This window comes from Pseudomonas sp. TSRC2-2 (assembly GCF_049897785.1).
In the GTDB taxonomy this organism is placed as follows: Bacteria; Pseudomonadota; Gammaproteobacteria; order Pseudomonadales; family Pseudomonadaceae; genus Aquipseudomonas.
In genome coordinates, this window is record NZ_JAFCWZ010000015.1 from 170,814 (window position 1) to 196,721 (window position 25,908).

Consider the following 25,908-nt stretch of genomic DNA (forward strand, 5'->3'; position numbering starts at 1 on the left):
ATGTTTGAGCGTTTGCGTGAAGATATCCAAAGCGTATTCCATCGAGACCCGGCGGCACGTAACGCTTTTGAAGTCCTGACCTGCTACCCCGGCATGCATGCGATCTGGATTCATCGTCTGGCCGGCATGCTCTGGCGCAACGATCTGAAGTGGCTGGCGCGGCTGGTGTCGAACTTCGGTCGCTGGCTGACCGGGATCGAGATTCATCCGGGTGCCAAGGTCGGGCGGCGTTTCTTCATCGATCACGGCATGGGCATCGTTATTGGTGAAACCGCCGAGATCGGCGATGACGTGACCATTTATCAGGGTGTGACCCTTGGCGGTACCAGTTGGAACAAAGGTAAGCGCCACCCGACGCTGGGTGATGGCGTAGTGGTCGGTGCGGGCGCCAAGGTGCTCGGTCCGTTCACGGTGGGTGCTGGGGCCAAGGTCGGCTCCAATGCCGTTGTGACTAAAGAAGTGCCGCCGGGCGCCACTGTGGTGGGGATTCCGGGGCGGATCATCGTCAAGACCGATGAAGAGCAGGACGCCAAACGCAAAGCCATGGCGGAAAAGATCGGTTTCGACGCCTACGGTGTCAGCGAAGACATGCCCGACCCGGTGGCCCGCGCCATCGGCCAATTGCTCGATCACCTGCAAGCGGTTGACGGGCGTCTGGAGGGGATGTGTGGTGCGTTGAAGGATCTGGGCAGCAATTACTGTGCGAAAGATCTGCCTGAGCTGCGAGAAGAAGACTTCGCCTGCGTCAAGGGCAAAGACGAATCCAAGGCCGGCTAAAGCCTCTGTAGGAGCTGCCGAAGGCTACGATCTTTTGATTTTGCCTTCTTAAGATCAAAAGATCGCAGCCTTCGACAGCTCCTACAAAGGCGTCCAGCAGCTGGTGTGCCATTGGGCTGCAGACCCTGCTATCATTCGCGCGCTCTTTTGCGGGTAAACCCGACTAAAGCACTAGGTCTTATAGTTGACTTAAATGCTCGGGAATTGCATACTCCCGCCCATTCCGAACTCCGTGGTAACTGTCCATGCGACTGACTACAAAAGGCCGATACGCCGTGACCGCCATGCTTGACCTGGCGTTGCACGCGCAGCACGGGCCGGTGTCTCTGGCCGATATCTCCGAGCGCCAAGGCATCTCCCTGTCCTACCTCGAACAGCTGTTCGCCAAGCTGCGCCGCAGCAACCTGGTTTCCAGTGTTCGCGGCCCGGGTGGTGGCTACCAGTTGTCCCGCGACATGCAGGGCATTCAGGTCGCCCAGGTGATCGATGCGGTGAACGAATCGGTCGATGCCACCAAGTGCCAGGGCCAGGGCGATTGCCATTCCGGCGATACCTGCCTGACCCATCATCTGTGGTGCGACTTGAGCCTGCAGATTCACGAATTTCTGAGCGGTATCAGCTTGGCCGACCTTGTGACTCGCCGTGAGGTACAAGAAGTGGCCCAGCGTCAGGACCAGCGCCGTTGCAGCAGCAAGGCGCCACGCCTGGACAAGATTGAAGCGTCCGCCGTCGAATGACAGCCGAAGAGCTACCCGCGGCACGCCAGCCCTGATTTAGGAGATAGTCCATGAAATTGCCGATTTACCTTGATTACTCTGCAACCACCCCGGTTGATCCGCGCGTTGCGCAGAAAATGAGTGAATGCCTGCTGGTCGACGGAAACTTCGGTAACCCGGCTTCGCGCTCCCACGTGTTCGGCTGGAAGGCTGAAGAGTCTGTCGAAAACGCCCGTCGTCAGGTGGCCGATCTGGTCAATGCCGACCCGCGCGAAATCGTCTGGACCTCCGGTGCCACCGAATCCGACAACCTGGCGATCAAGGGCGCGGCACATTTCTACGCCTCCAAGGGCAAGCACCTGATCACCAGCAAGATCGAGCACAAGGCTGTCCTCGACACCATGCGCCAGCTGGAGCGTGAAGGTTTCGAAGTGACTTACCTCGAGCCGACCGAAGACGGTCTGATCACCCCGGCAATGATCGATGCTGCACTGCGCGAAGACACCATTCTGGTGTCGGTGATGCACGTGAACAACGAGATCGGCACCGTCAACGACATCGCCGCCATCGGCGAGATGCTGCGCGCCAAAGGCGTGCTGTTCCATGTCGACGCTGCTCAGTCCACCGGCAAGGTCGACATCGATCTGCAGAAGCTGAAAGTCGACATGATGTCGTTCTCCGCCCACAAGACTTATGGCCCTAAAGGCATCGGCGCGCTGTATGTCAGCCGCAAGCCGCGTGTGCGCATCGAAGCGACCATGCACGGCGGCGGTCACGAGCGCGGCATGCGTTCCGGCACCCTGGCGACCCACCAGATCGTCGGCATGGGCGAAGCGTTCCGTGTGGCCAAGGAAGACATGGCCGCTGAAAACGTCCGTATCAAAGCCTTGAGCGACCGTTTCTACAAGCAGGTCGAGCATCTGGAAGAGTTGTACGTCAACGGCAGCCTGACCGCCCGCGTCCCGCACAACCTGAACCTGAGCTTCAACTACGTTGAGGGCGAGTCGCTGATCATGGCGCTCAAGGATCTGGCGGTATCGTCCGGTTCGGCGTGCACCTCGGCCTCGCTGGAGCCTTCGTACGTATTGCGCGCCCTGGGCCGCAACGACGAACTGGCGCACAGCTCGATCCGCTTTACCTTCGGCCGTTTTACCACCGAAGAAGAAATCGACTACGCCGCGCAGAAAGTCTGCGAGGCCGTTACCAAGCTGCGCGCTCTGTCGCCGCTGTGGGACATGTACAAAGACGGCGTCGATATCTCGAAAATCGAGTGGGCGGCACACTAACTATAGAAGCCGCCGGATACAGACCCTGTAGCGACGCGGCGTTAACGCAGCGCAGTTGCAGGGTCTCAAGAGCGGCCCTGATGAGTGAGGATTGAGAATCATGGCTTACAGCGAAAAGGTCATCGACCACTACGAAAACCCGCGCAACGTCGGCAAGATGAATGCGGAAGATCCTGATGTCGGCACCGGCATGGTCGGCGCTCCGGCGTGCGGCGACGTGATGCGTCTGCAGATCAAGGTCAACGAGCAGGGCGTTATCGAAGATGCCAAGTTCAAGACCTACGGTTGCGGTTCGGCCATCGCCTCCAGCTCCCTCGCCACCGAGTGGATGAAGGGCAAGACTCTGGATGAAGCCGAAACCATCAAGAACACTCAGCTGGCCGAAGAACTGGCCCTGCCGCCAGTGAAAATCCACTGCTCCGTGCTCGCTGAAGACGCTATCAAAGCGGCTGTTCGCGATTACAAGCAGAAGAAAGGCTTGATCTGACTTTCAAGATTTGGCGACGAGTAAGGAGTCAACGATGGCTATCAGCATGACAGAAGCGGCTGCTCGACACGTGCGGCGCTCCCTCGACGGGCGCGGCAAAGGTGAAGGGATTCGTCTGGGTGTTCGCACTACAGGCTGTTCCGGCCTTGCCTACGTGCTGGAGTTTGTCGACGAGGTAGTGGCGGAAGATCAGGTGTTCGAGAGTCACGGCGAAAAAGTGATCATCGACCCGAAAAGCCTGGCCTACCTGGACGGCACCGAGCTTGATTTCGTCAAGGAAGGGTTGAACGAAGGCTTCAAGTTCAACAACCCCAACGTGCGCGGTGAATGTGGCTGCGGCGAAAGCTTCAACATCTGAGGCTGGTCGTGGGTATTCCTTGTCATTTCGCTTTATTCGAGCTGCAACCGAGCTTCCGCCTGGATCTCGAGCAGTTGGCCACGCGCTACCGTGAGTTGGCGCGCGGCGTCCATCCTGACCGCTTTGCCGACGCTTCCGAGCGCGAGCAGCGCTCGGCGCTCGAGCAATCGGCGCGGCTCAACGACGCCTACCAGACGCTCAAGAGTCCGGCCCAGCGCGCACGCTACCTGCTGAAAATCAGCGGGCATGAAGTGCCGATGGAAGTCACCGTCCACGATCCCGAGTTCCTTCTGCAGCAGATGCAATGGCGCGAAGAGCTCGAAGATCTGCAGGACAGTGCCGACCTCGACGGTGTCGCGGTATTCAAGCGTCGCTTGAAGGCGGCTCAGGAACAGCTCAACGAAAGCTTCGCAGCCTGTTGGGATGATGCAGCGCAACGCGAGCAGGCCGAACGCCTGATGCGGCGCATGCAGTTCCTCGACAAGCTCACCTACGAAGTGCGCCAGCTGGAAGAGCGCCTCGACGATTAACCCAGTGCTGCCCTGATTGCACGCTGACAGACAGACAAGACCTGATCACCATGGCTCTACTGCAGATCGCCGAACCCGGCCAAAGTCCTCAACCGCACCAGCGTCGTCTGGCTGTTGGCATCGACTTGGGTACAACCAATTCGCTGGTCGCTGCGCTGCGCAGTGGTCTTTCCGAACCGCTGGCCGACGCTAACGGGCAGGTCATCCTGCCGTCCGCCGTGCGTTATCACGCCGACCGCGTCGAAGTCGGCGAGTCGGCCAAGCTCGCCGCATCCTCCGATCCTCTGAACACCGTGCTCTCGGTCAAGCGCCTGATGGGTCGTGGTCTGTCCGACGTCAAGCAATTGGGTGAGCAGCTGCCGTACCGCTTCGTCGGCGGCGAGTCGCACATGCCGTTCATCGACACCGTGCAAGGCCCGAAAAGCCCGGTCGAAGTCTCCGCCGATATTCTCAAAGTCCTGCGTCAGCGTGCTGAGGCGACCTTGGGTGGCGAACTGGTTGGCGCGGTGATCACCGTTCCCGCTTACTTCGACGACGCGCAGCGTCAGGCCACCAAGGACGCGGCCAAGCTCGCCGGTCTGAACGTGTTGCGCCTGCTCAACGAGCCGACCGCTGCTGCTGTGGCGTACGGTCTGGATCAGCATGCCGAAGGTCTGGTGGCTATCTACGACCTGGGCGGCGGTACTTTCGATATCTCCATTCTGCGTCTGACTGGCGGCGTCTTTGAAGTTCTGGCCACTGGCGGCGACAGCGCGCTGGGCGGCGATGACTTCGATCACGCCATTGCCGGCTGGATTATCGAGAGCGCCGGTCTGTCCGCCGATCTCGATCCGGGCGCACAACGCAATCTGCTGCAAACCGCCTGTGCGGCCAAAGAAGCCCTGACCGACTCGGCCAGTGTGGAAGTGGCTTATGGCGACTGGAAAGCGCAGCTGACCCGCGAAGCCTTCAATACGCTGATCGAGCCGATGGTCGCGCGCAGCCTGAAAGCCTGCCGCCGCGCCGTTCGCGATTCCGGTATTGAACTGGAAGATGTCCATGCCGTGGTCATGGTCGGCGGTTCGACCCGCGTGCCGCGCGTTCGTGAAGCCGTTGCCGAAGCGTTCGGACGTCAGCCCTTGACGGAAATTGACCCGGATCAAGTGGTAGCCATCGGGGCCGCGATCCAGGCCGATACCCTGGCTGGCAACAAGCGTGATGGCGGCGAGCTGCTGCTGCTTGACGTGATTCCGCTGTCGCTGGGCCTGGAAACCATGGGCGGTCTGATGGAGAAGGTGATTCCGCGCAACACCACTATTCCCGTCGCCCGCGCCCAGGATTTCACGACGTATAAAGACGGCCAGTCGGCCATGGCGATCCACGTCCTGCAGGGCGAGCGCGAGCTGATCAGCGACTGCCGTTCTCTGGCACGCTTTGAATTGCGCGGCATTCCGGCGATGGTGGCGGGGGCAGCGAAGATTCGCGTCACCTTCCAGGTCGATGCTGACGGCCTGCTCAGCGTCTCGGCCCGTGAACTGGGTTCGGGCGTTGAAGCGAGCATTCAGGTCAAGCCCTCCTACGGTCTGACCGACGGCGAAATCGCCAAAATGCTTAAGGATTCGTTCCAGTACGCCAGTGACGACAAGGTCGCCCGTGTCCTGCGTGAACAGCAAGTCGATGCCCAGCGCCTGCTCGAAGCGGTGCAGGGCGCTCTGGAGGCGGATGGTGAGCGTTTGCTCGACGCCGAAGAGCGCATGGTCATCGAACTGCAGATGCAGGAACTGGCCGAACTGATGAAAGGTACCGATGGTTACGCCATCGAGCAGCAGACCAAGCGTCTGTCGCAAGTAACCGATGCTTTTGCTGCCCGCCGCATGGATCTGACGGTGAAAGCCGCTCTGTCGGGGCGCAATCTGAATGAAATCGAGGATATCTGATGCCGCAGGTCATTTTTCTGCCCCACGAGAAGTTCTGCCCTGAAGGCATGGTGGTCGAGGCTGCGCCCGGCACATCGATTCTCGAACTGGCCCACGAACACCATATCGAAATGGAAAGCGCGTGCGGTGGCGTCTGCGCCTGCACCACGTGCCACTGCATCATCCGTGAGGGTTTCGACTCGCTGGAAGAGGCCGACGAGCTGGAAGAAGACTTCCTCGATCGTGCCTGGGGTCTTGAGGCGCAATCGCGTCTGGCCTGCCAGGCCATCGTCGGTGAAGAAGATCTCACCGTCGAGATTCCGAAATATTCGCTTAACCATGCGGCCGAAGCGCCGCACTGACTGGTAAGACTGTCATGAGCTACGGTTGGAATGATGTTCAACGCATTGCCGAAGAGCTGGCCGAGGCCCACGAGGGGCTTGATCCATACTCTGTAGGTTTTGTCCGTCTGCAGCAGATGATTCTTGAGCTGCCCGACTTCGATGCTACTTCTGGCCGCGTCGGCGAGAAGGTGCTGGAAGCGGTTCAGGAGCTCTGGGCCGCAGAATTGGACTGATCGTCTCGCAGGTTAGGCAATACCCAAGAACCCGCGTATAATTCGCGGGTTTAATTTTTCGCAAATTACCGTTTCTGGAGTTACACCATGGCTGTTCAACGTACTTTCTCCATCATCAAGCCTGACGCCGTTGCTAAAAACGTGATCGGCAAGATCACCACTCGCTTCGAAGACGCTGGCCTGCGCGTTGTAGCTTCGAAACTGAAGCAACTGTCCAAAGCCGAAGCCGAAGGCTTCTACGCTGAGCACAGCGAGCGCGGTTTCTTCGGTGACCTGGTTGCTTTCATGACTTCCGGTCCGGTTGTCGTTCAGGTTCTGGAAGGCGAAAACGCCATCGCTCGCAACCGTGAGCTGATGGGCGCTACCAACCCTAAAGAAGCTGCTGCCGGCACCATCCGTGCTGACTTCGCTGAATCGATCGACGCCAACGCCGTTCACGGTTCGGACTCCGAAGCTGCTGCCGCTCGCGAAATCGCTTACTTCTTCGCAGCTACTGAAGTAACCACTCGCTAAGCATTGCTTGCAGAGTGAAGGTGAATCCATGACTACATCGACTGTTAAAACAAACCTGCTGGGTCTGACCCAGCCGGAAATGGAAAAATTCTTCGACTCAATCGGGGAGAAGCGTTTCCGTGCCGGTCAGGTAATGAAATGGATTCACCACTTTGGCGTCGATGATTTCGACGCCATGACGAACGTCAGCAAAGCCTTGCGCGACAAGCTCAAGGCCATTGCTGAAGTGCGTGGTCCGGAAGTGGTCAGCGAGGACATCTCCAGCGACGGCACCCGTAAATGGGTGGTGCGCGTGGCGTCCGGCAGCTGCGTCGAGACCGTGTATATTCCCCAGGGCAAACGCGGCACCCTGTGCGTTTCGTCCCAGGCAGGCTGTGCCCTGGACTGCAGTTTCTGCTCCACCGGCAAGCAAGGCTTCAACAGCAACCTCACCGCCGCCGAAGTCATCGGTCAGGTGTGGATTGCCAACAAATCTTTCGGCAGCGTCCCGGCCACCGTCGACCGCGCCATCACCAACGTGGTGATGATGGGCATGGGCGAGCCGTTGCTGAACTTCGACAACGTCGTCGCCGCCATGCATCTGATGATGGATGACCTCGGCTACGGGATCTCCAAGCGCCGCGTGACCCTGTCCACCTCGGGTGTGGTGCCGATGATCGATGAGCTGGCCAAGCACATCGATGTGTCCCTGGCGTTGTCCCTGCACGCACCAAATGACGCATTGCGTAACCAATTGGTGCCGATCAACAAGAAATATCCGCTTAAGATGCTGCTCGAGTCGTGCCAGCGCTACATGTCCGCCCTTGGCGAGAAACGTGTGCTGACCATCGAGTACACCTTGCTCAAGGACATCAACGACAAGCTTGAGCACGCGGTGGAAATGATCGAGCTGCTCAAGGATATCCCGTGCAAGATCAACCTGATCCCGTTCAATCCGTTCCCGCATTCCGGGTACGAGCGGCCGAGCAACAATGCCATCCGCCGCTTCCAGGATCAGTTGCATCAAGCCGGTTTCAACGTCACCGTGCGCACCACCCGTGGTGAAGACATTGATGCTGCATGTGGTCAATTGGTAGGGCAGGTGCTGGATCGCACCCGTCGCAGCGAACGTTACATCGCCGTACGCGAGTTGAGCGCCGACAGCGATCTGACCCAGAACGCCGCGAACACTAACTAAGAGAGGATCTCTATGTCCCTGCGCTTTGCGCTGCTGTTGCTGTTGGCCAGCCTTTGCGCTGGTTGTGTCCTGTCGGGTGACTACAACCCGATGAAGACCAGCAAGGGCCGCGATGAAGCGCGGGCTGCCTACGTGCAGCTGGGGCTGGGCTACCTGCAGCAGGGCATGACCGAGCGCGCCAAGGTGCCATTGAAGAAAGCGCTGGAGCTGGACGGTTCCGACCCTGACGCCAATGCGGCGCTTGGTCTGGTGTTTCAGGCCGAAATGGAGCCTGCGCTTGCCGACGAGCACTTTCGCAAGGCCTTGTCCTCACGTCCTGCCGATGCGCGCATCCTCAACAACTACGGCAGTTTTCTCTACGAAGAACAGCGCTACAAGGAAGCCTACGAGCGTTTTGAACAAGCGGCCGCCGATACCCTGTATCCTGAGCGCTCGCGGGTCTTCGAAAACCTCGGCATGACCGCCGCCAAGCTTGGCCAGCGTGATCTGGCCCAGCAACAGCTGGAAAAAGCCCTGCGTTTGAACCGCCAACAACCACGGGCGTTGCTGGAAATGGCTGAGTTGTCCTTCGAAGACAGGCATTATGTGCCCGCGCGTGACTATTACGACCGTTTCAGCCAACTGACCGAACAAAATGCACGTAGCCTATTGCTCGGCGTTCGGCTGGCAAAAGTGTTTGAAGATCGCGACAAGGCAGCCAGTTACGGTCTGCAATTAAAACGACTCTATCCCGGTACGCCGGAATATCAGCAATACCTGTCGGAGCAATGATGAAAGCGGCGCATCCCGAAGTTGTAGCAGCGAATCGCGTTAATCCCGGTGAGACCCTGCGCCAGGCCCGCGAAAGCAATGGCTGGTCGCTGGCCGAAGTGGCCCTCAAGCTCAACCTCACCGTGACATCCCTGAGCAATCTTGAAGCCGGCGCGTTCGACAAGCTGCCGGGGCATACCTTCGCTCGCGGTTACATTCGCGCCTATGCCAAATTGCTCGGCATGGACCAGACCGTTCTGGTTCAGCAGTTTGACCAGTCCACCGGCACCGACTCCCAGGGCAGCAACGTTCACGCCCTCGGTCGTATCGAAGAGCCGGTGCGGGTTTCCCACACCATTTTGCGTATCGTCAGCCTGTTGTTGCTGATCGCGGTCATCGGCGGCGGATTCGTCTGGTGGCAGGATCAGACCTCACAGCGCAGTCGCGATCTGACCAGCCTCGCGCCAGAACACGTTGAAGTCGAAGGCGCTGACGGCACCACCCAGATCCACCCGATCGACGAGCCGGAAGACCAGGCCGTCGCCGAGAATCAGGCCGACAACTCCACTTCGCTGGCTTTGCCGCAGTCGGACGCCAGCGCTGAATCGACCGGCGCCGAGTCCGCTGCGCCAGCGACCGAGCCGGCTGCCCCGGCAGTTGCACCAAGCGTACCGGCACAGACGCCTGCACCGGTGGTGGCGGCTCCGGCCACTCCCGCGCCGAATGTCCCAGCGACACCTGCCCCGACCGCGCCGGTTGCTCAAGCGCCAAGCGCTGAAACAGCTGCTCCGGTAGCCGGCGAAGGCCAGGTACAGTTGCAATTCACCGGCGATTGCTGGGCACAGGTGACCGATGGCCGTGGCAAAGTGATTTTCAGTGGTCTGAAGCATAAAGGCGACAGCGTGAGTGTTTCCGGCAAACCCCCGCTCGCCGTGCGCCTGGGCGTCGCCCGCGCGGCACAGGTCAGCTACAACGGCCAACCGGTCGACATCGCTCCGTTCACCAGTGGCGAGACTGCTCGCCTGAAGTTGGGTCAATAAGTCATGCACGGCGAATCTCCAATCAAACGTCGCGAATCGCGCAAGATCTGGGTCGGCAACGTACCGGTGGGCGGCGACGCGCCGATCGCTGTGCAAAGCATGACCAACAGCGACACCAATGACGTCGCCGCGACCGTGGCGCAGATCAATCGTCTGGAAGCTGCCGGCGTCGATATCGTTCGCGTTTCGGTACCCGACATGGACGCCGCCGAGGCGTTCGGCAAGATCAAGCAACTGGTCAAAGTGCCGTTGGTGGCCGACATCCACTTCGACTACAGGATCGCTCTGCGCGTGGCCGAGCTGGGCGTCGACTGCTTGCGCATCAACCCGGGCAACATCGGTCGTGAAGACCGTGTGCGTGCCGTGGTCGATGCAGCCCGCGATCGTGGCATTCCAATTCGCATCGGCGTCAACGCCGGTTCCCTGGAAAAAGACCTGCAGAAGAAATATGGCGAGCCGACCCCGGCCGCATTGGTCGAGTCCGCCCTGCGCCACGTTGAACACCTCGAACGCCTGAATTTCCAGGACTTCAAGGTCAGCGTGAAGGCCTCCGACGTGTTCATGGCCGTCGAAGCCTACCGTTTGCTGGCGAAAGAAATCGTCCAGCCGCTGCACCTCGGCATCACTGAAGCCGGTGGTTTGCGCTCGGGCACGGTGAAATCCGCCGTGGGCCTAGGTATGCTGCTCGCCGAAGGGATTGGCGATACTATCCGCATCTCGCTGGCGGCCGACCCGGTCGAGGAAGTGAAGGTCGGTTACGACATTCTCAAGTCTTTGCATCTGCGTTCCCGTGGTATCAACTTCATCGCCTGCCCGAGCTGCTCGCGGCAGAACTTCGATGTGGTCAAGACCATGAACGAGCTGGAAGGGCGCCTTGAAGACCTGCTGGTGCCGCTGGATGTCGCGGTGATCGGTTGCGTGGTCAACGGCCCCGGCGAAGCCAAGGAAGCCCATATCGGCTTGACCGGCGGCACGCCCAACCTGATTTACATCGATGGCAAACCGTCGCAGAAACTGACGAATGACAATCTGGTGGATGAGCTGGAACGGCTGATCCGCCAGAAAGCGGCCGAAAAGGTCGAAGCTGACGCTGCGGTTATCGCGCGCGGCTGATCGAACGAATTAAGGAATTTTTGTGAGCAAGTCTCTGCAAGCCATTCGTGGCATGAACGACATCCTGCCCGAACAGACCCCGCTGTGGCGTTATTTCGAGGGCACTGTTGCGCGTCTGCTGGATAACTACGGTTACAAGCAGATCCGCATGCCGATCGTCGAGTTCACCGAGCTGTTCAAACGCTCGATCGGTGAAGTGACCGATATCGTCGAAAAAGAGATGTACACCTTCGAAGACCGCAACGGCGACTCGCTGACCCTGCGTCCGGAAGGCACTGCGGCGTGCGTGCGCGCTGTGCTCGAACACGGCATCACCGGTGGCGGTCAGGTGCAGAAACTCTGGTACATCGGCCCGATGTTCCGCCACGAGCGTCCGCAAAAAGGCCGTTATCGCCAGTTCCACCAGATCGGTCTTGAGGTGTTCAACCTCGACGGTCCGGACATCGACGCCGAGCTGATCATCATGACCTGGCGCCTGTGGCGCGAGCTGGGTATCCGTGATGCGGTCAAGCTCGAACTCAACAGCCTCGGCACCAGCGAGTCCCGCGGTCGCTATCGTGAAGCGCTGGTCGAGTACCTCTCGGCGCACCACGACAAGCTCGACGAAGACAGCCAGCGTCGCCTGAAAACCAACCCGCTGCGCGTGCTCGACACGAAAAATGCCGACACCCAGGCCGTGCTGGTCGATGCGCCGAAAATGGCCGATTACCTCGACGACGAGTCCCGGGCTCACTTCGAAGGCCTGAAGGCGCGTCTGGATGCCGTCGGCATTCCTTATGTGCTCAACCCGAAACTGGTGCGCGGCCTCGATTACTACAGCAAAACCGTTTTCGAATGGGTCACCGACAAGCTCGGCGCTCAGGGCACCGTGTGCGCGGGCGGCCGTTACGACGGTCTGGTCGAGCAGATGGGCGGCAAGCCAACCGCGGGCGTCGGTTTCGCCATGGGCATCGAGCGTCTGGTGTTGATGCTCGAAACCCTCGAGCAGATCCCGGAAGAAATCTCCCGTCAGGTCGACGTCTACCTCTGCGCCTTCGGTGAGCAGGCTGAGTTGGCCGGTCTGGCTCTGGCCGAGCGGGTTCGCGATCAGCTTCCAAACCTGCGCCTGCAAGTCAATGCCGGCGCCGGCAGTTTCAAAAGCCAGTTCAAGAAGGCCGACAAGAGCGGTGCGCTGTACGCGCTGATCCTCGGTGACGACGAAATGGCCCAGCAAGTGGTAGGTTTCAAACCCCTGCGTGGCCAGGGCGAACAACAAAGCATTGCCTGGGATGCGCTCGCCGCTCACCTGGCCACCTGCGTCGTGCAGGGTTGAAGCTGTCTTAACAGCCGATTTAGCGATTAAGGAGTATTGGGGTGTCGAGTACCGAAGACGAACAGTTGGCGGATTTGAAGGACTGGTGGACACGCAACGGCAAACCTCTGGTCACCGGCGGCCTGTTGGCGCTGGTCATCGTGTTCGGCTGGCAGGCTTATCACAAATACCAGAGCAACCAGTCGCAAGGCGCCTCGGTGCTCTATCAGCAATTGCTGGAAACCACCCTGACGCCTGACGGCAAGCCCGATGCCGCGCGCGTTGCGGATCTGGCCGGCAAGCTCAACAGCGAATACGGCGGTTCGGCTTACGCGCAATACGGCAGCCTGTTCGTCGCCAAAGTCGCGGTCGACAGCGGCAAGCTGGACGACGCAGCCGCTGAACTCAAAGCCATCGTCGACAAACCGGCCAACCCGGCGCTGGGCGAGATTGCCCGTCAGCGTCTGGCGCAGGTGCTGGGCGCGCAGGACAAGGCCGAAGACGCCCTGAAACTGCTCGACGGCGATGCCGACAAAGCGTTCCTGGCCACTCGCGAAGAACTCAAGGGCGACCTGCTGGTGCGCTTGGGCCGTACCGATGACGCGAACAAGGCGTATCAAAAAGCCAAGGCGGCACTGTCGGATGAAGCGGCAGTCGGTGGCCTTCAAATCAAGCTCGACGACCTGGCCAAAGGGGATGCGTGACGTGATCCGTTGGAAGCATGCAGCATTGCTGGCTCTGGCCCTTCTGGCCGCGGGTTGCAGCAGCAACAGCAAGAAAGAACTGCCACCGGCTGAACTGACCGACTTCAAGGAAGAAGTGGTTCTGCAGAAGCAGTGGAGTCGCTCGATCGGTGACGGTCAGGGTGAAACCTACAACATGCTGGTGCCGGCGATTGACGGTGACACCATCTACGCCGCCGATGTGACCGGTGTGGTGATGGCACTGGATCGCAGCAACGGCGACGTGAAGTGGGACCAGGATCTGGAACTGCCTGTCTCCGGCGCCGTTGGCGTGGGTTACGGTCTGGTACTGATCGGTACCCTGCGTGGCGAAGTCGTCGCTCTGGACACCAGCAATGGTGAAGAGAAGTGGCGTGCGCGCGTCAACAGTGAAGTCCTCGCGCCGCCGGCCAACAATGGCGACGTCGTCGTTGTGCAGACTCAGGACGATCGTCTGATCGGTCTGGACGCGGCCACCGGCAACCAGCGTTGGGTGTATGACAGCACTCCGGCTGTCCTGACCCTGCGTGGCACCAGTGCTCCGCTGGTCACCAACCGTCTGGCGCTGGCTGGCCTGTCGACGGGTAAAGTGGTCGCTCTGGACATCTCCAACGGCGTGCCGGTGTGGGAACAACGCATCGCCATTCCACAGGGTCGTTCGGAACTGGAGCGCGTGGTCGACATCGACGGCGGTCTGCTGTTGTCCGGCGGCACGCTGTATGTGGCCAGTTATCAGGGTCGCGTGGCGGCACTGGACCTGGAAAGCGGTCGTCAACTGTGGCAGCGCGATGCGTCGAGCTACGCCGGTATCGCTCAGGGTTTCGGCAGCGTCTACGTGAGCCTGTCCTCGGGCACCGTTGAAGGCGTCGACGAGCGTTCGACCACCGCACTGTGGAGCAACGATGCGCTGGCTCGCCGTCAGCTGTCGGCTCCGGAAGTGTTCTCCAGCTATGTAGCTGTGGGTGACCTGGAAGGTTATCTGCACCTGCTCAGCCAGGTTGACGGTCGTTTCGTCGGCCGTGAGCGCATCGACAGCGACGGCCTGCGTGCTCGTCCGCTGGTGGTGGGCGACACGATTTATGTGTATGGCAACAGCGGCAAACTGGAAGCCCTGACCATCAAGTAACAACTATGCTTGGGGTTGATCCCCAAGCGGCCCTGCATCAGCAGGGTTTGCAGCGCCTCCGGGTGTTGCCCCGAGCACCAGCCGCTGCCTCGCAGCGGCTTTTGTATTTTCTGAAATAACGCAGTGGAGAGCCGCATGGTTCCCGTAATCGCCCTGGTGGGCCGACCGAACGTCGGCAAGTCCACCTTGTTCAACCGCCTGACTCGGACTCGCGACGCCATCGTCGGCGACCTGTCCGGTCTGACCCGTGATCGCCAGTACGGTGAGGCCAAGTGGCAAGGGCGTTCCTACATTCTGATCGACACCGGCGGTATCTCCGGTGACGAACATGGTATGGACGAAAAAATGGCCGAGCAGTCGCTGCTGGCCATCGAAGAAGCCGATGTGGTGCTGTTTCTGGTAGATGCCAAGGCCGGTTTTACCGCTGCCGACCAGATGATCGCCGAGCATTTGCGCAAACGTAACAAGCGTTCCCACGTGGTGGCCAACAAGGTCGACAACATCGACCCGGAAATGGCCCGCGCCGAATTCGCCCCGCTGGGCATGGGCCACGCGATCCCGATCGCCGGCGCCCACGGCCGTGGCATCACGCAACTGCTGGAAGCCGCCCTGAGCGAATTCCCGCGTGATGATGACGAGCCGGCTGAAGGTGAAGAGGAAGAAGTCGTTGCCGAAGGTGAGGAAGCCAAGCGCATTCCTGGCCCGAGCGAAAAAGACGGGATCAAGATCGCCATCATCGGCCGGCCGAACGTGGGCAAGTCGACCCTGGTCAACCGCATGCTCGGTGAAGACCGCGTCATCGTGTATGACCAGCCGGGTACTACCCGCGACAGTATCTACATTCCGTTCGAGCGCAATGAAGAGAAGTACACGCTGATCGACACCGCTGGTGTGCGCAAGCGCGGCAAGATCCACGAAGAAGTCGAAAAGTTCTCCGTGGTCAAAACCCTGCAGGCGATCAAAGACGCCAACGTGGTGATCTTCGTGATGGACGCCCGCGAAGGTGTGGTCGACCACGACCTGAACCTGCTGGGCTTCGCCATCGAGTCCGGTCGTGCGCTGGTCATCGCGATCAACAAGTGGGACGGCATGACGCCGAGCGAGCGCGACTTCGTCAAGGTCGAGCTGCAACGTCGACTGTTCTTCGTTGACTACGCCGATATTCACTTCATCTCGGCGCTGCACGGCACGGGCGTGGGCAACCTCTACGCCTCGGTGCAGAACTCGTTCAAGTCGGCGGTCACCCGTTGGCCGACCAACCGCCTTACCCAGATTCTCGAAGATGCGGTGGGCGAGCACGCGCCACCGATGGTCAACAACCGCCGGATCAAGCTGCGTTACGCTCACCTCGGTGGTGCGAACCCGCCGATCATCGTGATTCACGGCAACCAGATCGAGAAAGTGCCGAAGTCGTACGTGCGCTATCTGGAGAACACTTACCGTCGTGTGCTCAAGCTGGTCGGTACGCCGATCCGCATCGAGTTCAAGGGCGGCGAGAACCCGTACGAAGGCAACAAGAACACGCTCACCGACCGTCAGGTCAACAAGAAGCGTCGCTTGATGTCGCACAACAAGAAAGCCAGCAAGAAGCGCCGCGACAAGAAATAACGTCGCTTGCAGGATCGTTCCCACGCAGAGCGTGGGAACGATCAGTCAGAGAGAAGGGCGCCGGTTGGCGCCCTTTTTTTATGGGCGCCGGATGGGCTATCCTCGGGCTCTCCCGAGCCGTCGTCAGAGCCGGGTGTCGAGAGAGAACCCCCGATGATCACCAGCAAGCTGCCGAATGTCGGCATCACTATTTTCACGCAGATGTCTCAGCTCGCGGCGCAGACCGGCGCGATCAACCTGTCGCAGGGTTTTCCGGATTTTGACGGGCCGCAGTCGCTGCGTGATGCGGTCGGGCGGCATATCGCCAGTGGCCATAATCAGTATTCGCCGATGACCGGGTTGCCGGCGTTGCGCCAGCAGATCGCGGCCAAGATCGCCCGCAGCTATGGCGTGAATGTCGATGCCGATCATGAAGTGACGGTAACGCCCGGCGCGACCCAAGCGATCTTCTGCGCGATTCAGGCCGTTATCCACAGTGGCGACGAAGTCATCGTGTTTGATCCATGCTACGACAGCTACGCGCCGGCGACGGAGCTGGCGGGTGGTCGTTGCGTGCATGTGCACTTGAATCCGGACGATTTTTCCATCGATTTCGACCAACTCGCCGCGGCCCTGAGCCCGCGCACTAAAATGATCGTCATCAACACCCCGCATAACCCCAGCGGCGCATTGATCAGCCGCGACGAGCTCGATCAACTGGCGGCCTTGATCCGTGATCGCGACATCTATCTGATCAGCGACGAAGTCTACGAACACCTGGTGTTCGACGGCGTACCGCATGTCAGCGTGCTCGCCCATGAAGAGCTCTATCAGCGCGCGTTCGTGATCAGCTCGTTCGGCAAGACTTACCACGTCACCGGCTGGAAAACCGGCTATGTCGTCGCCCCGCCAGCGCTGACGGCCGAGTTGCGCAAGGTGCATCAATACGTGAGTTTCTGTGGCGTCACACCGCTGCAATACGCGCTGGCCGATTACATGTCCGAGCACCCCGAGCACGTTGAACAATTGCCGGGTTTCTATCAGGCCAAGCGCGATCTGTTTTGCGATCTGCTCGCGCCGTCGCGGTTCAGCTTCACCCGTGTCAGTGGCACCTATTTCCAGTTGGTTGATTATTCACAGATCCGTCCTGATCTGAATGATGTCGACATGGCCACGTGGATGACTCGCGAGCACGGTGTCGCGAGCATTCCGGTGTCGGTGTTCTACCAGAATCCACCGCAAGGCCAGTGCTTGATACGGCTGTGCTTTGCCAAACGCGAGGAGACGCTGCGTGAAGCGGCGGCGAAACTATGCGTGATTTGAGTGCTTTGCCAGACCTGACTCTGGCGCTGATCCAGACCAGCCTGGCCTGGCACGACCGCCAGGCCAACCTCGAGCATTTCGAGCTGTTGCTGGAGCAGGCCCGTGGGGCCGATCTGATCATCCTGCCGGAAATGTTCACTACCGGTTTTTCCATGGAGTCGGAAACCCTCGCCGAAGCCGAAAACGGCCCGACCAGCAAATGGCTGCGAGCGCAGGCGGCGAAATTCGATGCGGTCATCACTGGCAGCGTGATTATTCAGGCGGCTGACGGCAGCCATCGCAATCGCTTGCTGTGGGCGCGGCCGGACGGCGAAGTGCTGCATTACGACAAGCGTCACCTGTTCCGCATGGCTGGCGAGCACAACCATTACACGCCCGGCGAGCGGCAGGTGCAGTTCGAGCTCAAGGGCTGGCGAATTCGTCCGCTGATCTGCTACGACCTGCGCTTCCCGGTGTGGAGCCGCGATGCGCAGGACACCGATCTGCTGCTGTACACCGCCAACTGGCCGGGCGCACGGCGTCTGCACTGGAATCGCCTGCTGCCGGCCCGAGCGATTGAAAACCTCTGCTACGTGGCGGCGGTGAACCGGGTCGGCAGCGATGGCAAGGGCTTTGCGTATACCGGTGACAGTCAGGTGCTGGATTTCCAGGGCGAGACGTTGCTGGCGGCGGGGGAGGCGGATGGCGTGTTCCAGGTGATTCTGGAAGCGGCGCCGTTGGCGGCGTATCGTGAGCGCTTTCCGGCGAACCTGGATGCCGACACTTTCGAGTTCACCTGATAGTTGCAGCGTCCAAGCGGACGCATTCGCGGGCAAGCCCGCTCCCACAGTGGCCGAGGTATACCTGAATGTCGGGTTCACCCTAAAACTTGTGGGAGCGGGCTTGCCCGCGAAAGGGCCATCAGCTTCACCGCAAAAGCTGGAGGTAAAAAAAGGCCCCGGAGTTTTCACTCCGGGGCCTTTCGCGTTTCAACGGTCGATTACGCTGCTTTCGCCTCTGGCTGGCTCAGCGAGCGGTTCAGCGCGCTGAACAGTGCCTTGAAGCTGGCAGTGGTGATGTTTTCATCGATCCCCACGCCGTGCACCGCACGTTCACCGTTCACGCGCAGTTCGATGTAGGCCGCCGCTTTGGCGTTGGTGCCGGCGCCGATCGCGTGTTCGTTGTAGTCCATGATCTCCACCGGAACCGGCAGACCCGCCACCAATGCCTCCAGCGCGCCGTTACCTTTGCCGCGCCAGTGCAGGTTGGTTTCGCCCTGACCTTTGCTGGCCACTTCCACTTCGACGGCGCTGTTGCCGTTTTCTTCCTGCAGACGATGGCTGACCAGCGCGTACGGGGTGTTGGCCTGCAGGTATTCGCTGATCAACAGCGAGTGAATCTGCTTGGCGGTCATCTCCAGGCCCAAGCGATCGGTTTCACGCTGCACCACCTGGCTGAACTCGATCTGCATGCGACGCGGCAGGCTGATGCCGTATTCCTGCTCCAGCAAGTAGGCGATGCCGCCCTTGCCCGACTGGCTGTTGACGCGGATCACCGCCTCATAGCTGCGACCAATGTCGGCCGGGTCGATCGGCAGGTATGGCACTTCCCACAGGGTGTCCGGTTTCTGCTGGGCGAAGCCCTTGCGGATGGCATCCTGGTGCGAGCCGGAGAACGCGGTGTGCACCAGGTCGCCCACATACGGATGACGCGGGTGCACCTGGATCTGGTTGCACTCTTCGACGACCTTGCGCACGCCGTCGATGTCGGAGAAATCCAGCTCAGGGTTCACGCCCTGGGTGTACATGTTCAGCGCGACGGTGACGAGGTCGACGTTGCCGGTGCGCTCGCCGTTGCCGAACAGGCAGCCTTCGACACGATCGGCGCCGGCCATCAGGCCCAGCTCGGTGGCCGCGACGCCTGTGCCACGGTCGTTGTGGGTGTGCAGGCTGATGATCACGCTGTCACGACGGTTGATGTTGCGACCGAACCACTCGATCTGGTCGGCGTACACGTTCGGCGTTGCGCATTCAACGGTGGCCGGCAGGTTGAGGATCATCTTGTGCTCAGGCGTCGGGTTCCACACCTCGATCACCGCGTCACAGACTTCCTTGGCGAATTCCAGCTCGGTGGCGCTGAAGGTTTCCGGCGAGTATTCGAAGGTCCACTCGGTCTCTGGCTGCATCGCTGCGTATTTGACGAACAGTTTGGCGGCGTTGACCGCAATGGCCTTGATGCCGTCCTTGTCCTGGTTGAAGACGATGCGACGGAAAGAAGGCGAGGTGGCGTTGTACAGGTGAACGATGGCTTTCTTCGCCCCGCGCAGGGATTCGAAGGTGCGCTCGATCAGATCTTCACGGCCCTGGGTCAGCACCTGAATGGTGGTGTCATCCGGGATGTGGCCTTCTTCGATCAGCGTACGCACAAAGTCGAAGTCGGTTTGCGAAGCCGCCGGGAACGATGCTTCGATTTCTTTCACGCCGACCTGCACCAGGGTTTTCCAGAAGCGCAGCTTCTTCGCCGCGTCCATTGGCTCGATCAGCGACTGGTTGCCGTCACGCAGGTCGGAGCTGCACCAGATCGGCGCGGTGTTGATGGTCTTCGACGGCCAGGTGCGATCCGGCAGGTTGATGACGGGAAACGCGCGGTATTTCGAAGACGGGTCTTTGAGCATGCTCATCGGGAAATTCCTTGTTGTCTGGGCCGAAAAGAGGCGGCCTGCCGGTTGAACGAATGTTCTTGGAAAAGCGTGGGACGAGGCGCAGCGATTCAGCCTGGCAGTCGTGCGCTGACGAGGCACAGGCTGCGGTGCTGGCGAAGCTGAATGAGGGTGTGAGAGGTTTTCATGCCCTCAACCCTAACCGCGAGGGGAAAGGATGGCAAGCAGTCGGAAAAAATTGAGAGGAATCCTCGGAAAGCAGGTTTTTGCGCGATTTTATTGTGCTTAAGTCATTACTGGTTGTTGATGTTTGCGTGAGGGTAGATAGAGGCGCAATTGAGGGTGGGCGGATGCCAGCGGTATTTGTAGGTGGAAAAACCGCCTTCGCGAGCAAGCTCGCTCCCACATTGGATTGCATTCACAAACAAATCCCTGTGGGAGCTTGCCCGCGAAGAGGCCAGCAGCCTCCACACAATATTCAGGGTTGGAACGCGCCAATGAAAATCGCCGGATCGACCCGCGCATCATTCAGGCTGACGTTCCAGTGCATATGCGGGCCGGTCGCGCGGCCGGTCGCGCCGACCTTGCCCACCACTGCGCCACGAGCCAGTTGCTGGCCGTTCTTCACATCGATCTTCGACATGTGACAGAACATGCTGATAAAGCCCTGGCCATGATCCACGAACACCGTATTGCCGTTGAAGAAGTAATTGCCGATCAGAATCACCTTGCCCGCCGCCGGCGTCTTGATTGGCGTCCCGGCCGGTACCGCGAAATCCAGGCCCGCATGAGGATTTCGCTCTTCACCGTTGAAGAAACGGCGCACGCCGAACTTGCTCGACAGTGGGCCGTTGACCGGTTTGTCCAGCAGCAGATTGCTCGGCGTGTTCGGGCTGAAACTGCGGTAAGCCGCGATCTGTTCCGCCAGTTCACCCTCGATGCGCTTGAGGTTGTCGGCGTTCGGGTTGACCTGCTGTTTGTTCTTCAGGGTGATGTGCTGTTCCGGGTATTTCTTGCTGCCGACGGTGAAGGGCAGATTGCGCCCGCCACTGCTGATTTGCTGTGCACCGGGCTTGACCGTCAGCGGTACGCCGACAATCGCCAGCCAGTTGTTCTGTTCTTTCACCACCAGCACCGGTTTGCCCTGATACGTGGCTTTCGGCGCTTGTGCTGCCGCGCCCAGATCCACCACCGCGACGCCGCCCGGCACTGGTTTGTTCAGCAGGCGAGTGATGTAACTGTCGGCGTGAGCATTGAAAGCCAGGCAGAGCAACAGCAGCGGAGCGAGAAAACGCGGCATGGATCAGTCCAGTAAAGAGAGGGTGACGGGCGTCAGGTGGTTATCCTCGACGCGCACTTGCAATTCGCCTTCGCCCAGTTTGGCTTTCAGGCGTTGGCCGGTGTGGGTCTGCGCGGCGTTGCGAATCGCGTGGCCACGCTCGTCGAGCAGGATGCTGTAACCGCGACCGAGGGTCGCCAACGGGCTGACCACATGCAGGGTCTGCATCTGACTGTGCAATTGCTGACGACGTTGTTTCAGGCCATCGCGCATGGCACGGGGCAGGCGTTCGGCGAGGCTGTCGAGGCGCTGACGGAGCATGGCCAATTGGCGTCCCGGGTGTTGCCCGGCGAGGCGGGTTTCCAGGCGGATCAGGCGTTCGCGGCGGGTATTGAGACTGCGCTCGAAGGCCCGGCGCATGCGCATGTCCAGATCGTCGAGCCGCTGGGCCTGCTGACGCAGACGTTCGCCAGGATGCCGCAGCCGTCTGGCCATGCCTTCCAGACGCAGGCGATCACGCATCAAGCGATCGCGCATGCGCATCACCAAACGTCGATGCAGGCTCTCGACCTGACGGATCAGATGGCTGGAATCCGGGGCGAGCAGTTCGGCGGCCGCCGAGGGTGTCGGTGCGCGGACGTCGGCAACAAAGTCGCTGATCGACACATCGGTTTCATGGCCGACGGCGCTGACGATCGGCGTTACGCAGGCATCGACCGCGCGCGCCACGGCTTCTTCGTTGAAGCACCAGAGGTCTTCCAGCGAGCCGCCGCCACGGGCGAGGATCAGCGCATCGAAGCCACGGGCATCGGCCATTTTCAGAGCACGGACGATTTGCGCAGTGGCTTCGCGGCCCTGTACGGCGGTCGGAATCAGGGTCAGTTGCACCTGCGGCGCACGGCGGCGGAACACGCTGATGATGTCGCGAATCACTGCGCCGGTCGGCGAACTGATGATGCCGATGCGTTGCGGGTGCGCGGGCAGCGGCACTTTGCGTTCGGCACTGAACAAGCCTTCGGCGCTGAGCTTTTCCTTCAGCGCATCGAAGGCCAGACGCAGCGCACCGTCACCGGCAGGTTCAACGGTGTCGAGGATCAGTTGATAGTCGCCACGGCCTTCGAACAGCGAAACCTTGCCGCGCACCTTGACCGCCAGACCATCTTTCAATGCCTGACGCACTCTCGCGGCGTTCTGCCGGAACAAGGCGCAACGCACCTGCGCGCCGCTGTCCTTGAGGGTGAAGTAGACGTGACCGGACGCCGGGCGCGCAAGGTTGGAAATTTCGCCTTCTACCCAGATGTTGCTGAACACGTCTTCGAGCAACACCCGCGCGCGGCCGTTGAGCTGGCTGACGGTCAGGATTTCTCGGTCCAGGCCAAGTCTTGCGAAGGGATCTTTAATCATGGGGCGCAGTTTAAAGGCATTCTTCTGCTCATTGCACGAACCCTGTAGGAGCTGTCGAGTGCAACGAGGCTGCGATCCTTTGATCTTGTTTTTTCAGGATCAAGATCAAAAGATCGCAGCCTTCGGCAGCTCCTACAGCGCAGTATTGGCGACTTAATAAGGAAATGAAGTGATGAGCGTGATGGAACTGTTGGGGGCGTGGTCGTGGGGCGCGGGCGGTTGGGCGGCTATCGGGCTGGCCATTGCCTTGGCCTACATCGTCTTTGGTATTGCCGGTTTCGGCACGGCGCTGGTGGCGGGGCCGATTCTGATCCTGTTCATGCCGCTGTCGAAAATCGTGCCGCTGCTGGTGTTGCTGGATTTCGTTGCGGCGTTCGGCAATCTGCTGCCTTCGCGGCGGGACGTGGCCAGAGCGGAGTTGCTCAGACTGCTGCCGTGCATGGCGATCGGCTGCACGCTGGGGGTGATCTTCCTGCTGAATCTCAAATCCGATCTGTTGCTGCTGTTGATGGGCCTGTTTATCAGCGCCTATGCGGTTTACAGCCTGTGGGTCAAAGCGCGGCCGGCGCAGTTGTCGGCGGCATGGGCCGTACCCATGGGCACGGTGGGCGGATTGTTCGGTGCGTTGTTTGGCAGCGGCGGTTTTTTGTATGCGATCTATCTGAACAGTCGCTTGCCCAAAGAGGCTGCGCGGGCCACGCAAAGTGCGTTGATCAGTTGCAGCACCGTGGTGCGTTTGAGTCTGTTTGTCATCGCCGGTGTCTATGCCGAGCTACCCTTGTTGATGCTGGCCCTGTGTCTGTTGCCGGCGATGGCGCTGGGCTTGTGGATCGGCCGGCGCTTGAGCATGAGGCTTTCGCGCGAGGCATTTGTGCGGCTGGTGACGTGGCTGGTGCTGGCCAGCGGAATCGCGTTGATCGTGCGTTATTTCAGCACTTGACCGAATTTCTTCAGGGATTAAGCTGCCGGCCTTTGGAACGCCTTCGCGAGCAGGCTCGCGAAGGCGTCAGAAGCCACACCGCAGGAACTTTCATGAACACGCAAAGCATCATCGTCCCGAAAATCTCCACCCTGCCGGTGCACGAACCCCGGGCGCGGGCGATCGTGCGTTGGCTGGTGCGCAAGAACATCATCGAAGAACAACTGACCACCTGCGGGCGCACCGGCAACCGCATGGCGCACGCCATCGCCGACGGCGCCCGCGCAGTGGTGCTGCACCCCGAGGCGCTGCCGTTCGGTGAGCCGATCAATGGCCTGGAAATTGTCACCAAGCGCTGCATCTATACCCCGGCCAAAGGCTTTCTCGAAGAAGCCGGCTGTGCCGAATGCCGCCGCGAAGTCGGCGAGGCACTGTTCGAAAGTCTGGAAGACTGGTTTCCGGGGCGTACCGACAACTTCACCTGCCCGGAGTGCGGGCATGAAGACGACATCAACGGCTTCCTGTTTTTGCAGGAATGCGCGTTTTCCAACCTCGGCTTCATTTTCAATAATTGGCTGGAGGCGGGGTTCAAGCAGAGCTTTATCGACGAGTTCGCCGATTGGCTCGATCAACCTGTAAGTTGGATAAAGGTCGAGCTCTGATCCCAGCAGGAACTGCCGAAGGCTGCGATCTTTTGATCCTGCCTTTGAAAAGCGAAGTCAAAAGATCGCAGCCTTCGGCAGCTCCTACAGAAAGCCAGGTTTTCCATCTATCAATTAGGCTGAGTTTTACATTGAACAGCAGGGGGTGTCTGACTATAATGGCGCGCTTCCATTTTCCCGCTCGGGAGCCCCCGCGATGCTGCGTATCAGCCAAGAAGCTCTGACATTCGACGACATTCTCCTAGTGCCCGGTTATTCCGAGGTACTTCCCAACGAAGTCAGTCTCAAGACCCGTCTTACCCGTGGCATCGAACTGAATATTCCTCTGGTTTCTGCCGCCATGGACACCGTTACTGAAGCCCGTCTGGCAATCGCCATGGCTCAGGAAGGTGGCATCGGCATTATCCACAAGAACATGACCATTGAGCAGCAAGCTGCCGAAGTGCGCAAGGTCAAGAAGTTCGAAGCCGGTGTGGTCAAGGATCCCATCACCATCGAGGCCGATGCCACGGTGCGTGATCTGTTCGAACTGACCCGTCTGCACAACATTTCCGGCGTTCCGGTACTGCACGATGGCGACCTGGTCGGCATCGTCACCTCCCGCGACGTACGTTTCGAAAACCGTCTGGAAGCCACTGTCCGCGAAGTGATGACGCCCAAAGAGCGTCTGGTCACGGTCAAGGAAGGCGCCGACAAGAACGACGTCCGTGAACTGCTGCACAAGCACCGCATCGAGCGCGTGCTGATCGTCGACGACAAATTCGCCCTCAAAGGCATGATGACCGTCAACGACATCGAAAAAGCCAAAGCCTACCCGCTGGCCAGCAAGGACGATCAAGGTCGTCTGCGCGTTGGCGCTGCGGTCGGCACCGGTAAAGACACCGGTGATCGCGTGACCGCACTGGTCAACGCCGGCGTTGACGTGGTGGTGGTCGACACCGCGCACGGTCACTCCAAGGGCGTGATCGACCGCGTTCGCTGGGTCAAGGAGAACTTCCCTGAAGTGCAGGTGATCGGCGGCAACATCGCCACCGGCGCTGCCGCCAAGGCCTTGGCCGAAGCGGGCGCCGACGCAGTCAAGGTCGGTATCGGCCCTGGCTCGATCTGCACCACCCGTATCGTCGCCGGTGTCGGCGTGCCGCAAATCAGCGCCATCGCCAACGTCGCCGCCGCCCTTGAAGGCACCGGCGTGCCGTTGATCGCCGACGGCGGCATCCGTTTCTCCGGTGACCTGTCCAAGGCCATCGTCGCCGGTGCGTCCTGCGTGATGATGGGCTCGATGTTCGCCGGTACCGAAGAAGCGCCAGGCGAGATCGAACTGTTCCAGGGCCGTTCGTACAAGGCCTATCGCGGCATGGGTTCGCTGGGCGCCATGTCCCAGGCTCAAGGCTCGTCCGACCGTTACTTCCAGGACTCCTCGGCAGGCGCCGAGAAACTGGTTCCGGAAGGCATCGAAGGCCGTGTGCCGTACAAGGGCACCCTGAGCGCGATCATTCATCAATTGATGGGCGGCCTGCGTTCCTCGATGGGTTACACCGGCAGCGCCAACATCGAAGAAATGCGCACCAAGCCCGAATTCGTGCGGATCACTGGCGCCGGCATGGCCGAATCCCACGTTCACGACGTGCAGATCACCAAGGAAGCGCCGAACTACCGCGTAGGTTGAGGCTTCCAGCAAAACGTTAAATCACCGGGGCTGTTCATTCAGCCCCGAGTTGTTTCTGATTCACTACATGAG

26 protein-coding genes are annotated in these 25,908 nt (G+C 60.2%); 23 read left to right on the forward strand and 3 right to left on the reverse strand.

Annotation, left to right across the window (positions count from 1 at the left end):
* From cysE to ACP7D9_RS27060, 20 genes are all read left to right on the forward strand, one after another.
* Window positions 1-777, forward strand: a complete 777-nt coding sequence (gene cysE, locus ACP7D9_RS26965; protein WP_101162260.1) for a serine O-acetyltransferase — start codon at window positions 1-3, stop codon at window positions 775-777.
* 245 nt (window positions 778-1,022) lie between these two features.
* Window positions 1,023-1,514 carry a Fe-S cluster assembly transcriptional regulator IscR gene (gene iscR / locus ACP7D9_RS26970; RefSeq protein ID WP_016773323.1) on the forward strand — a complete coding sequence of 164 codons (492 nt, stop codon included), beginning with the start codon at window positions 1,023-1,025 and terminating at the stop codon, window positions 1,512-1,514.
* 50 nt (window positions 1,515-1,564) lie between these two features.
* Window positions 1,565-2,779 carry an IscS subfamily cysteine desulfurase gene (locus ACP7D9_RS26975; RefSeq protein WP_101162018.1) on the forward strand — a complete coding sequence of 405 codons (1,215 nt, stop codon included), beginning with the start codon at window positions 1,565-1,567 and terminating at the stop codon, window positions 2,777-2,779.
* Window positions 2,780-2,879: 100 nt separating this feature from the next.
* Complete coding sequence (gene iscU / locus ACP7D9_RS26980; protein ID WP_003248539.1) at window positions 2,880-3,266, forward strand: Fe-S cluster assembly scaffold IscU; 387 nt, start codon at window positions 2,880-2,882, stop codon at window positions 3,264-3,266.
* A 34-nt stretch (window positions 3,267-3,300) separates the two neighbouring features.
* Window positions 3,301-3,624, forward strand: coding sequence for an iron-sulfur cluster assembly protein IscA (gene iscA / locus ACP7D9_RS26985; RefSeq protein ID WP_003227904.1), 324 nt, complete (start codon window positions 3,301-3,303; stop codon window positions 3,622-3,624).
* A gap of 8 nt (window positions 3,625-3,632) precedes the next feature.
* Entirely contained in the window at window positions 3,633-4,154 is a 522-nt protein-coding gene (hscB, locus tag ACP7D9_RS26990) for a co-chaperone HscB (RefSeq protein WP_016773325.1), read from the forward strand.
* Window positions 4,155-4,204: 50 nt separating this feature from the next.
* Window positions 4,205-6,070, forward strand: coding sequence for a Fe-S protein assembly chaperone HscA (gene hscA, locus ACP7D9_RS26995; protein ID WP_426160113.1), 1,866 nt, complete (start codon window positions 4,205-4,207; stop codon window positions 6,068-6,070).
* A complete protein-coding gene (gene fdx, locus ACP7D9_RS27000) occupies window positions 6,070-6,411 on the forward strand; it encodes an ISC system 2Fe-2S type ferredoxin (protein WP_016773327.1) in 342 nt (113 codons plus the stop codon). Before hscA ends, fdx begins: the two co-directional genes overlap by 1 nt.
* Window positions 6,412-6,425: 14 nt before the next feature.
* Window positions 6,426-6,626, forward strand: coding sequence for a Fe-S cluster assembly protein IscX (iscX, locus tag ACP7D9_RS27005; RefSeq protein WP_016773328.1), 201 nt, complete (start codon window positions 6,426-6,428; stop codon window positions 6,624-6,626).
* An 87-nt stretch (window positions 6,627-6,713) separates the two neighbouring features.
* Window positions 6,714-7,139 (forward strand): nucleoside-diphosphate kinase, encoded by a 426-nt coding sequence (gene ndk, locus ACP7D9_RS27010; RefSeq protein WP_024014216.1) that lies wholly within the window; start codon window positions 6,714-6,716, stop codon window positions 7,137-7,139.
* Window positions 7,140-7,167: 28 nt separating this feature from the next.
* Window positions 7,168-8,316, forward strand: a complete 1,149-nt coding sequence (rlmN, locus tag ACP7D9_RS27015) for a 23S rRNA (adenine(2503)-C(2))-methyltransferase RlmN (RefSeq protein WP_313000852.1) — start codon at window positions 7,168-7,170, stop codon at window positions 8,314-8,316.
* 12 nt (window positions 8,317-8,328) lie between these two features.
* Complete coding sequence (gene pilW / locus ACP7D9_RS27020; protein WP_016773330.1) at window positions 8,329-9,087, forward strand: type IV pilus biogenesis/stability protein PilW; 759 nt, start codon at window positions 8,329-8,331, stop codon at window positions 9,085-9,087.
* Window positions 9,087-10,106: a RodZ domain-containing protein gene (locus ACP7D9_RS27025; protein ID WP_426160114.1), complete on the forward strand. Its 1,020-nt coding sequence runs from the start codon at window positions 9,087-9,089 to the stop codon at window positions 10,104-10,106. The genes pilW and ACP7D9_RS27025 overlap by 1 nt, the downstream gene beginning before the upstream one ends.
* A gap of 3 nt (window positions 10,107-10,109) precedes the next feature.
* Entirely contained in the window at window positions 10,110-11,219 is a 1,110-nt protein-coding gene (gene ispG, locus ACP7D9_RS27030; protein ID WP_003185136.1) for a flavodoxin-dependent (E)-4-hydroxy-3-methylbut-2-enyl-diphosphate synthase, read from the forward strand.
* A gap of 22 nt (window positions 11,220-11,241) precedes the next feature.
* Window positions 11,242-12,531 carry a histidine--tRNA ligase gene (gene hisS / locus ACP7D9_RS27035; RefSeq protein WP_426160115.1) on the forward strand — a complete coding sequence of 430 codons (1,290 nt, stop codon included), beginning with the start codon at window positions 11,242-11,244 and terminating at the stop codon, window positions 12,529-12,531.
* A 41-nt stretch (window positions 12,532-12,572) separates the two neighbouring features.
* On the forward strand, window positions 12,573-13,214 hold the full coding sequence (locus ACP7D9_RS27040) for a tetratricopeptide repeat protein (RefSeq protein ID WP_101162029.1): 642 nt from the start codon (window positions 12,573-12,575) through the stop codon (window positions 13,212-13,214).
* Window positions 13,207-14,358: an outer membrane protein assembly factor BamB gene (bamB, locus tag ACP7D9_RS27045; protein ID WP_101162031.1), complete on the forward strand. Its 1,152-nt coding sequence runs from the start codon at window positions 13,207-13,209 to the stop codon at window positions 14,356-14,358. The genes ACP7D9_RS27040 and bamB overlap by 8 nt, the downstream gene beginning before the upstream one ends.
* 135 nt (window positions 14,359-14,493) lie before the next feature.
* Entirely contained in the window at window positions 14,494-15,966 is a 1,473-nt protein-coding gene (gene der, locus ACP7D9_RS27050) for a ribosome biogenesis GTPase Der (RefSeq protein WP_024014210.1), read from the forward strand.
* Window positions 15,967-16,119: 153 nt separating this feature from the next.
* Window positions 16,120-17,268 carry a pyridoxal phosphate-dependent aminotransferase gene (locus ACP7D9_RS27055; RefSeq protein WP_426160116.1) on the forward strand — a complete coding sequence of 383 codons (1,149 nt, stop codon included), beginning with the start codon at window positions 16,120-16,122 and terminating at the stop codon, window positions 17,266-17,268.
* Window positions 17,256-18,047 (forward strand): amidohydrolase, encoded by a 792-nt coding sequence (locus tag ACP7D9_RS27060; RefSeq protein ID WP_426160117.1) that lies wholly within the window; start codon window positions 17,256-17,258, stop codon window positions 18,045-18,047. Before ACP7D9_RS27055 ends, ACP7D9_RS27060 begins: the two co-directional genes overlap by 13 nt.
* A 200-nt stretch (window positions 18,048-18,247) precedes the next feature.
* Here the strand turns inward: ACP7D9_RS27060 and leuA are convergent, their stop codons facing one another.
* From leuA to xseA, 3 genes are all read right to left on the reverse strand, one after another.
* Window positions 18,248-19,927, reverse strand: a complete 1,680-nt coding sequence (gene leuA / locus ACP7D9_RS27065) for a 2-isopropylmalate synthase (protein ID WP_426160118.1) — start codon at window positions 19,925-19,927, stop codon at window positions 18,248-18,250.
* Window positions 19,928-20,384: 457 nt separating this feature from the next.
* Window positions 20,385-21,206: a peptidoglycan DD-metalloendopeptidase family protein gene (locus tag ACP7D9_RS27070; protein ID WP_101162039.1), complete on the reverse strand. Its 822-nt coding sequence runs from the start codon at window positions 21,204-21,206 to the stop codon at window positions 20,385-20,387.
* 3 nt (window positions 21,207-21,209) lie between these two features.
* Complete coding sequence (xseA, locus tag ACP7D9_RS27075; RefSeq protein WP_101162041.1) at window positions 21,210-22,589, reverse strand: exodeoxyribonuclease VII large subunit; 1,380 nt, start codon at window positions 22,587-22,589, stop codon at window positions 21,210-21,212.
* 172 nt (window positions 22,590-22,761) lie between these two features.
* Here xseA and ACP7D9_RS27080 point away from each other — a divergent pair, with 172 nt between their 5' ends.
* The 3 genes from ACP7D9_RS27080 (at window position 22,762) to guaB (ending at window position 25,836) form a co-directional block, all read left to right on the forward strand.
* A complete protein-coding gene (locus ACP7D9_RS27080; RefSeq protein WP_426160119.1) occupies window positions 22,762-23,529 on the forward strand; it encodes a sulfite exporter TauE/SafE family protein in 768 nt (255 codons plus the stop codon).
* Window positions 23,530-23,621: 92 nt separating this feature from the next.
* A complete protein-coding gene (locus ACP7D9_RS27085; protein WP_426160120.1) occupies window positions 23,622-24,170 on the forward strand; it encodes a sugar ABC transporter ATPase in 549 nt (182 codons plus the stop codon).
* Window positions 24,171-24,366: 196 nt separating this feature from the next.
* On the forward strand, window positions 24,367-25,836 hold the full coding sequence (gene guaB / locus ACP7D9_RS27090) for an IMP dehydrogenase (RefSeq protein WP_016773343.1): 1,470 nt from the start codon (window positions 24,367-24,369) through the stop codon (window positions 25,834-25,836).
* The last annotated feature ends 72 nt before the right edge of the window (window positions 25,837-25,908 follow it).

What these genes read in the sequence shown, in the direction of transcription:
- leuA (WP_426160118.1), bottom strand. Translation starts at nt 19,927, where the DNA reads ATGAGCATGCTCAAAGACCCGTCTTCGAAATACCGCGCGTTTCCCGTC.
- ACP7D9_RS27085 (WP_426160120.1), top strand. Translation starts at nt 23,622, where the DNA reads ATGAACACGCAAAGCATCATCGTCCCGAAAATCTCCACCCTGCCGGTG.
- iscU (WP_003248539.1), top strand. Translation starts at nt 2,880, where the DNA reads ATGGCTTACAGCGAAAAGGTCATCGACCACTACGAAAACCCGCGCAAC.
- ispG (WP_003185136.1), top strand. Translation starts at nt 10,110, where the DNA reads ATGCACGGCGAATCTCCAATCAAACGTCGCGAATCGCGCAAGATCTGG.
- ACP7D9_RS27070 (WP_101162039.1), bottom strand. Translation starts at nt 21,206, where the DNA reads ATGCCGCGTTTTCTCGCTCCGCTGCTGTTGCTCTGCCTGGCTTTCAAT.
- ACP7D9_RS27055 (WP_426160116.1), top strand. Translation starts at nt 16,120, where the DNA reads ATGATCACCAGCAAGCTGCCGAATGTCGGCATCACTATTTTCACGCAG.
- der (WP_024014210.1), top strand. Translation starts at nt 14,494, where the DNA reads ATGGTTCCCGTAATCGCCCTGGTGGGCCGACCGAACGTCGGCAAGTCC.
- ACP7D9_RS27060 (WP_426160117.1), top strand. Translation starts at nt 17,256, where the DNA reads ATGCGTGATTTGAGTGCTTTGCCAGACCTGACTCTGGCGCTGATCCAG.
- ACP7D9_RS26975 (WP_101162018.1), top strand. Translation starts at nt 1,565, where the DNA reads ATGAAATTGCCGATTTACCTTGATTACTCTGCAACCACCCCGGTTGAT.
- hscA (WP_426160113.1), top strand. Translation starts at nt 4,205, where the DNA reads ATGGCTCTACTGCAGATCGCCGAACCCGGCCAAAGTCCTCAACCGCAC.
- guaB (WP_016773343.1), top strand. Translation starts at nt 24,367, where the DNA reads ATGCTGCGTATCAGCCAAGAAGCTCTGACATTCGACGACATTCTCCTA.
- iscX (WP_016773328.1), top strand. Translation starts at nt 6,426, where the DNA reads ATGAGCTACGGTTGGAATGATGTTCAACGCATTGCCGAAGAGCTGGCC.
- ACP7D9_RS27080 (WP_426160119.1), top strand. Translation starts at nt 22,762, where the DNA reads ATGAGCGTGATGGAACTGTTGGGGGCGTGGTCGTGGGGCGCGGGCGGT.
- ndk (WP_024014216.1), top strand. Translation starts at nt 6,714, where the DNA reads ATGGCTGTTCAACGTACTTTCTCCATCATCAAGCCTGACGCCGTTGCT.
- iscA (WP_003227904.1), top strand. Translation starts at nt 3,301, where the DNA reads ATGGCTATCAGCATGACAGAAGCGGCTGCTCGACACGTGCGGCGCTCC.
- xseA (WP_101162041.1), bottom strand. Translation starts at nt 22,589, where the DNA reads ATGATTAAAGATCCCTTCGCAAGACTTGGCCTGGACCGAGAAATCCTG.
- cysE (WP_101162260.1), top strand. Translation starts at nt 1, where the DNA reads ATGTTTGAGCGTTTGCGTGAAGATATCCAAAGCGTATTCCATCGAGAC.
- fdx (WP_016773327.1), top strand. Translation starts at nt 6,070, where the DNA reads ATGCCGCAGGTCATTTTTCTGCCCCACGAGAAGTTCTGCCCTGAAGGC.
- iscR (WP_016773323.1), top strand. Translation starts at nt 1,023, where the DNA reads ATGCGACTGACTACAAAAGGCCGATACGCCGTGACCGCCATGCTTGAC.
- ACP7D9_RS27025 (WP_426160114.1), top strand. Translation starts at nt 9,087, where the DNA reads ATGAAAGCGGCGCATCCCGAAGTTGTAGCAGCGAATCGCGTTAATCCC.
- bamB (WP_101162031.1), top strand. Translation starts at nt 13,207, where the DNA reads ATGCGTGACGTGATCCGTTGGAAGCATGCAGCATTGCTGGCTCTGGCC.
- rlmN (WP_313000852.1), top strand. Translation starts at nt 7,168, where the DNA reads ATGACTACATCGACTGTTAAAACAAACCTGCTGGGTCTGACCCAGCCG.
- pilW (WP_016773330.1), top strand. Translation starts at nt 8,329, where the DNA reads ATGTCCCTGCGCTTTGCGCTGCTGTTGCTGTTGGCCAGCCTTTGCGCT.